Raw genomic sequence first — 6452 nt, 5'->3', positions numbered from 1 at the left:
TCCCATTTGGTGTGATTTAGGCTCTCGAATTCGTCCATTGATGGAACTCCATCAGCGTGTGCTTTGGCGGCTCACGCTCCAGAGTTTCATTGATGGGCGAACCGGGGCCTACCCCCGCAAATGTCAAACTGCTGCTGCCTCCCCGGCAGAGCCGGGGGAACTCCCGGTTACGTTAGTGCGGCCGGGGGCTTGCATGGCTAATTGAACAGTTCGATGTCGGCTTCGACCGGCGCATGGTCGATGGCGCTGCGATAGGCGGCCTCCTCGGCCAGCGGCATCCTCACGTCCCGCATGGCCAGTTCCCTGACCAGCGCCTTGCCGGTGGTCGGGAAATATCGCACCCGCCGCGCGGAAAAGCCACGCATGGCCGACGCGGCGATCGGCATGCCCTCGGCGCGCAGGTACCACTCGACGAAATCGGCATTCAGGTGGCCGATGGGGGCCGAGCCGCCCAGCACGTCGCCGCCGCCGAACACCTTGATCTCCAGCCGGCTGCGCCGCCCGCCGCGCTTGAGGATCTCGTTGACCAGCCGCTCCATGGCGAAATTGCCGTAGCGCAGGCTGCCGGTCGTTCCGCCCCACACGCCGGTTTCGCTGGACGGCAGCATGAAGTGGTTCAGGCCGCCGATCCTGGCGACCGGGTCGCGGATGCAGGCGGCGACGCAGGAGCCCAGCACGGTGGTGATGACGACGTCGTCCCGCGTCGTGACGTAATGCTCGCCCGGCGGCACGTTGACGGGCACATGGCGGTGCAGGCCCGTCATGCGGTCTTCCGGTAGATCGTGCGGCCGAGGGCCTCGAACCGGTCGGACAGGCGGAACAGCGTCTCGGAGTGGCCGACGATCAGCCAGCCGCCGGGGGCCAGGATGTCGGCGAAGCGGTCGAACAGGGTCCGCTGCGTGGGCTTGTCGAAGTAGATGACGACGTTGCGGCAGAAGATCACGTTGAACCGTCCCCGCATCGGCCAGGCCCCCAGCAGGTTGAGCTGCCGGAACGCCACCAGGTCGCGCAGTACCTCGGCGACCTGCACGGTGCCGCTGTCGAGCCGCAGCAGGAAGCGCTTGCGGTAGGACTCCGGCACCGTCCCGGCGCGGGATGCCTCATACTGGCCGGCCCGCCCGGTGGCGACCATGTTGGTGTCGATGTCGGTGGCCAGGACCCTGGCATCCCAGCACTGCCAATCGGGCAGCTTCGCGCACACGGTCATGGCGATGGAATAGGGTTCCTCGCCCGAGGAACAGCCGGCGGACCAGATCCGCAGGCGGGACGAGCCGGCCGGGCGGGTGCGGGCGATCTCCGGCAGGATCGTGTCGCCCAGATAATCGAAATGGTGCGCTTCGCGGAAGAAGCCGGTCAGGTTGGTGGTCAGGGCGTTGACCATCTGGCGGCGTTCGTCGGCCGCCTCGGGATCGGTGACGATCTCGAGGTACTGGGCGAAGTTGCCCAGGCCCAGCGCCCGCAGCCGGCGCGCCAGGCGCCCCTGGACCAGGTCCATCTTGGAATTCGCCAGGCTGATGCCGGTCTCCTGACGCAGCATGGCGGCGATCTGCACGAACTCCTCCCGCGCCAGGTCGAACTGCAGGTTGGCCGGCGGCAGTGGTGCCTGGGTCATGGCCATTTGCACCACGACGGGAAGCAACGGCCGGCCTCCCCAGGCGCTGCCGCAGACCGCTGGTCGTTTGGGACGGATCTGCGGCGCGCCTTTGCCGTCATGGCGGCCGAAGGGCCGCCATCCACGCCTTGCGGTGTTGGTGCAGGCAGAAGGCGTGGATGGCGAGCCTGCGCCCGCCATGACGATGGGGCAACGGCCGCGCGTCCCAATCTACCTGCGCTCTGCTGTCGTTCAGCGCCCATGCGGCCCGCGCCGGCCATGACGGGAGGGGCTGTCCATGCCGGCCGGTCAGACATCCGCGCGGTTGGCATCAGGTTGCCGGACATGGACGCGGCCTGGCTCAGAACTCCTTCCAGTCGTCATCGCCCGCACCGGCGGTGGCCAGCTTGCGCGGCCGGGCCGCGGCCGGCGCCGGTTCGCGCGGGGGGCGCGCCGGCGCGGGCTTGGCGGCGGCACGCGCGGCCGGCTGCGCCTGGGGCGCGGCGGCTTCCTTGCCGAGACGGAACACCGACACGATCTCGGTCAGCCCGTCGGTCTGGTCTTCCATCGACTTGGCCGCGGCCGCCGCTTCCTCGACCAGCGCGGCGTTCTGCTGCGTGATCTTGTCCATCTGGATGATGGCGGTGTTGACCTGTTCGATGCCCTGGCTCTGCTCGCGGGAGGCGGCGGAAATCTCCGCCATGATGTCGGTGACCCGGCGCACCGAGCCGAGGATCTCCTCCATCGTCTGCCCGGCGCTGCCCACCAGCCGCGACCCGGCCTCGACCTTGCTGGCGGAGTCCGAGATCAGCGCCTTGATCTCCTTGGCGGCGTTGGCGCTGCGCTGCGCCAGGCTGCGGACCTCGGCGGCGACGACGGCGAAGCCGCGGCCCTGCTCGCCCGCCCGCGCCGCTTCCACCGCCGCGTTCAGCGCCAGGATGTTGGTCTGGAAGGCGATCTCGTCGATGACGCCGATGATTTCCGAGATCTTGCGGCTGGCGTCGCTGATGCCGGCCATGGTCTGCACCACGCCGGTGACGACTTCCCCGCCCTTCACCGCGACTTCCGAGGCGGTGTTGGCCAGCTTGTTCGCCTGCTGCGCGTTGTCCGCGTTCTGCTTCACCGTCGCCGTCAGTTCCTCCAGGCTGGCAGCGGTTTCCTGCAGGCTGGAGGCCTGTTCTTCCGTGCGCTGCGACAGGTCGGTGTTGCCGGTGGCGATTTCCTTCGCCGCCGTGGCGATCGCCACCGAGGACGCCGCCACCGAACCGATGACCGAGGCCATGGTGTCGAGCAACCCGTTGACGCCGGCGCACAGCGCCTCGATCTCGCCGGTCTTGCCCGCCAGGGGCACACGCTGGGTCAGGTTGTTGGCGCGGGCCGCGGCGACCACGTCCTGGGTTTCCGCCACGGCTGCCTTCAGCGCCTCCGCCGCCAGAACCTGGGCGGTCACGTCGGTGGCGTATTTCACCACCTTGAACGGCTTGCCGTTGAGATCCATGATCGGGTTGTAGCTGGCCTGGATCCAGACTTCCTTGCCGCCCTTGCCGATGCGCTTGTACTGGGCGGCGTCATACTCGCCGCGGCCGAGCTTGTCCCAGAACATGCGGTATTCCGGCGACTGCCGGTACACCGGATCGACGAAGATCGAATGATGCTGGCCGCGGATTTCCTCGATCGTGTAGCCCAGTGTCTTCAGGAAATTCTCGTTGGCATCCAGGATCCTTCCGTCCATCGAGAACGCGATCACCCCCTGCGCCTTGCCGATGGCCGCGATCTGGCCCTGGTAGTCGGCGTTGGCGAGCTTCTGTTCGGTGACGTCGGTGGCGTATTTCACCACCTTGAACGGCTTGCCGTTCAGATCCATGATCGGGTTGTAGCTGGCCTGGAGCCAGACCTCCTTGCCACCTTTGCCGATGCGCTTGTACTGGCCGGCGTCATACGCGCCGCGGCCGAGCTTGTCCCAGAACAGCCGGTACTCGGTTGACTGCCGGAACGACGGCTCGACGAAGATCGAGTGATGCTGGCCGCGGATTTCCTCGATCGTGTAGCCCAGCGTCTTCAGGAAATTCTCGTTGGCATCCAGGATCCTGCCGTCCATCGAGAACGCGATCACCGCCTGCGCCTTGCCGATGGCCGCGATCTGGCCCTGAAGATCGGAATCGGCCACTTTCCGTTCGGTGACGTCGACGGCGAATTCGACGATCTTGACCAGCTTGCCGTCGGCGTCGAGGATCGGGTTGTAGCTGGCGTCAAGCCAGACCTCGCGCCCGCCTTTGCCGATATACTTGAACTGGCCCAGCTCGGTCTCGCCGCGGCCGAGCCTGTCCCAGAACAGCCGGTATTCCGGCGACTGCCGGTACGCCGGGTCGACGAGCATCGAATGGTGCTGGCCACGGATCTCGTCGAATGAATAGCCTGTTGCCCGCAGGAAATTCTCGTTCGCGGACAGGATTTCGCCGGTTGGCGACAGTCCGAGCAGAACGCGCACACGGCGCAGTGCCGCGACTATTCCTTCCACCTCCTGGCCTTCGGCGCGGCGGTCGCGGCCGCGGCGGATCCAGGCCAGGGACAGGTGGGATTCGGAAGGTTTCGTAGCCAACATGCGGAACTCCATTGCTTTCAAGAACAGGCGTGGGGCGAAAATCCGGTCCGCACGGCCCCCGCGTTCCGGCCGCGCCGTTGTTTCAGCATCAGTTGGTTTGTCCGGTGACCCCGTCGATTGCCAGCAGCCGATCGAGCGACACCAGCGTGACCATCCGGTCATCCAGCGCGACGAGGCCCTCCAGGTACTGGTCGCCGATGGGCAGGCCCAGCTCCGGCACCGGCCGGACGGCGCCCGGCTCGACCGAAACGATATCCGACACCGCATCGACCAGCAGGCCGCTGGTGCGGATGTCGGTGTTGACGATGATCACGACGTGCATCGGCGTCGGCTCGGTGACGCCAATGCCGAAGCGGGCCCGCAGGTCCAGGATCGGCACGATGATGCCGCGCAGGTTGATCACGCCGCGCACGTAGGGCGGCGCCTTGGGCAGGGCGGTGGTTTCCGTCCAGCCCTTGATCTCCCGCACCATCATGATGTCCACGCCGTATTCCTCGGCGCCGAGGGTGAAGGTGATGAACTGCCGGGCCGTTTCGACGACGGACGGTGGCGGCGCCGCGCTGACCGTGGTGGCTGCCGTGTTAATGGAGTTCATGCGAGGGGTCTCCGCCGGTCATGCTGCCTGAGGGTGCTCTGGTTGGGGATGAATAGGATTCGCCGTGGCCGCGCCGGCCATCTCGTGCAACCGCGCCGCATCCAGGATCAGCGCGACCCGGCCATTGCCCAGGATCGTTGCGCCGCCGGTACCGTCGACCGGGCCGTAGTTGGCCTCCAGGCTCTTGACTACGATCTGCTGCTGGCCGAGCAGCTCGTCAACGACGATGCCGAACCGGCTTGACCGCTCGCTTTCGACGATGACGACGATGCCCTTGCAAGCGTCCTGCTCGGCGTTGGCGATGCCGAAGACGCGGTGCAGGTACAGCAGCGGCAGGTATTCGCCGCGGATCGCCAGGACGTGTCCGCGGCCGACGACGGGGTGCAGGTCCTCGCGCCGCGGCCGCAGGCTTTCCATGATGTTGGTCAGCGGGATGATGAAGGTTTCCCCGCCGACGGCGACGGCCATCCCGTCCAGGATCGCCAGCGTCAGCGGCAGCGACAGGGTGAAGCGCGATCCCACGCCGGCGGCCGAGGTGACGCTGATGCGGCCGCCCAGGGCGTGGATGTTGCGGCGAACGACGTCCATGCCGACGCCGCGGCCGGAGATGTCCGACACCGCCTCGGCGGTGGAAAAGCCGGGCATGAAGATCAGGCCGTCGATTTCCTCGGGCGTCGGCGTCGTATCGGCGGCCACCAGGCCGCGCTGCCGCGCCTTGGCCAGGACGCGGTCGCGGTCGATGCCGCCGCCGTCGTCGGCGACCTCGATGACGATGCGGCCGCTGCGGTGCTCGGCCGAGAGCTGGATGGTGCCCTGCCGCGGCTTGCCGCGCGCGGCGCGCTGGTCGGGCGGTTCGATGCCATGGTCCAGCGCGTTGCGCAGCAGGTGGGTCAGCGGGTCGGTCAGCTGCTCGATGACCGTCTTGTCGATTTCGGTGCCCTCGCCGCTGATCACCAGCCGGGCGCTCTTGCCGAGCTGGCCGCACACCTCGCGGATCAGCCGGGGCATGCGGGCGAACACCGACCGCACCGGCTGGGCGCGGATCGCCATCACGCTTTCCTGCAATTCCCGCAGGTGCTGGGACAGGCTTTCCAGCCCGGTCGTCAGCCCGGGGCAGAGGTCGGGCGGCAGGGCGCCGCCGACTTGCACCAGCATGGCCTGGTTGATGACCAGCTCACCGATCAGGTTGACCAGGCGGTCGATCTTGTCGACGTCGATGCGGATCGAGTGCGCGTTGCGGCCGGTGTCGGGTTTCACGGTGTCGGGTTTCACGGTGTCGGGTTTCACGGCGTGCGCGGCGGCGTCCGCAGGCGGCTCGGCCGGCGCGGGGCCGGATGGCGCGGCGGCTTCGATCAGAAGGTCGCAGTCGTCGGCAACGAACTCGAAGGCGTCGGCGATGCGCTTCCGGGTTACGGCGGCTTCGAGCGCCAGGTCCCAGGCGAGGTAAGCCTCGGTCGGGTCGAACGATGCCAGGTCCGGCAGGCGCGCGGCGTCCGCCCGGACGGTTAGCGTGCCGAGGCGGGCCAGGTCGCGGACGATCAGCAGCGGCTCGTTGGCGCTGGCGTACAGGCTGGCCCGCGGGGCGAAGCGGATGTGCCAGCGCTGCAGCGGCGCGTCCCCGCCGGGGGTTTCGCTGGGCGTTTCCCTGGGGGTTTCCGTGGGGG

The 6452-nt window shown here is 67.9% G+C and carries 5 protein-coding genes; all 5 read right to left on the bottom strand.

The features are described from left to right. Window positions 1-197: 197 nt before the first annotated feature. Window positions 198-764 carry a chemoreceptor glutamine deamidase CheD gene (locus tag CCS01_RS22370; protein WP_104520982.1) on the bottom strand — a complete coding sequence of 189 codons (567 nt, stop codon included), beginning with the start codon at window positions 762-764 and terminating at the stop codon, window positions 198-200. Continuing rightward, window positions 761-1612 (bottom strand): CheR family methyltransferase, encoded by an 852-nt coding sequence (locus tag CCS01_RS22365; protein ID WP_104520983.1) that lies wholly within the window; start codon window positions 1610-1612, stop codon window positions 761-763. Before CCS01_RS22365 ends, CCS01_RS22370 begins: the two co-directional genes overlap by 4 nt. A gap of 340 nt (window positions 1613-1952) precedes the next feature. Continuing rightward, on the bottom strand, window positions 1953-4193 hold the full coding sequence (locus CCS01_RS35780) for a methyl-accepting chemotaxis protein (protein ID WP_146101901.1): 2241 nt from the start codon (window positions 4191-4193) through the stop codon (window positions 1953-1955). 88 nt (window positions 4194-4281) lie between these two features. Next, a complete protein-coding gene (locus CCS01_RS22355; RefSeq protein ID WP_104520980.1) occupies window positions 4282-4788 on the bottom strand; it encodes a chemotaxis protein CheW in 507 nt (168 codons plus the stop codon). Window positions 4789-4806: 18 nt separating this feature from the next. Further along, a partial coding sequence (locus CCS01_RS22350; protein WP_104520979.1) for a chemotaxis protein CheA occupies window positions 4807-6452 on the bottom strand: 1646 nt, incomplete at its 5' end.

The sequence above is a fragment of the Rhodopila globiformis genome (genome assembly GCF_002937115.1).
In the GTDB taxonomy this organism is placed as follows: Bacteria; Pseudomonadota; Alphaproteobacteria; order Acetobacterales; family Acetobacteraceae; genus Rhodopila; species Rhodopila globiformis.
The sequence above is the reverse complement of the archived record's forward strand: the minus strand, read 5'-3'. Positions and strand labels throughout refer to the sequence as shown.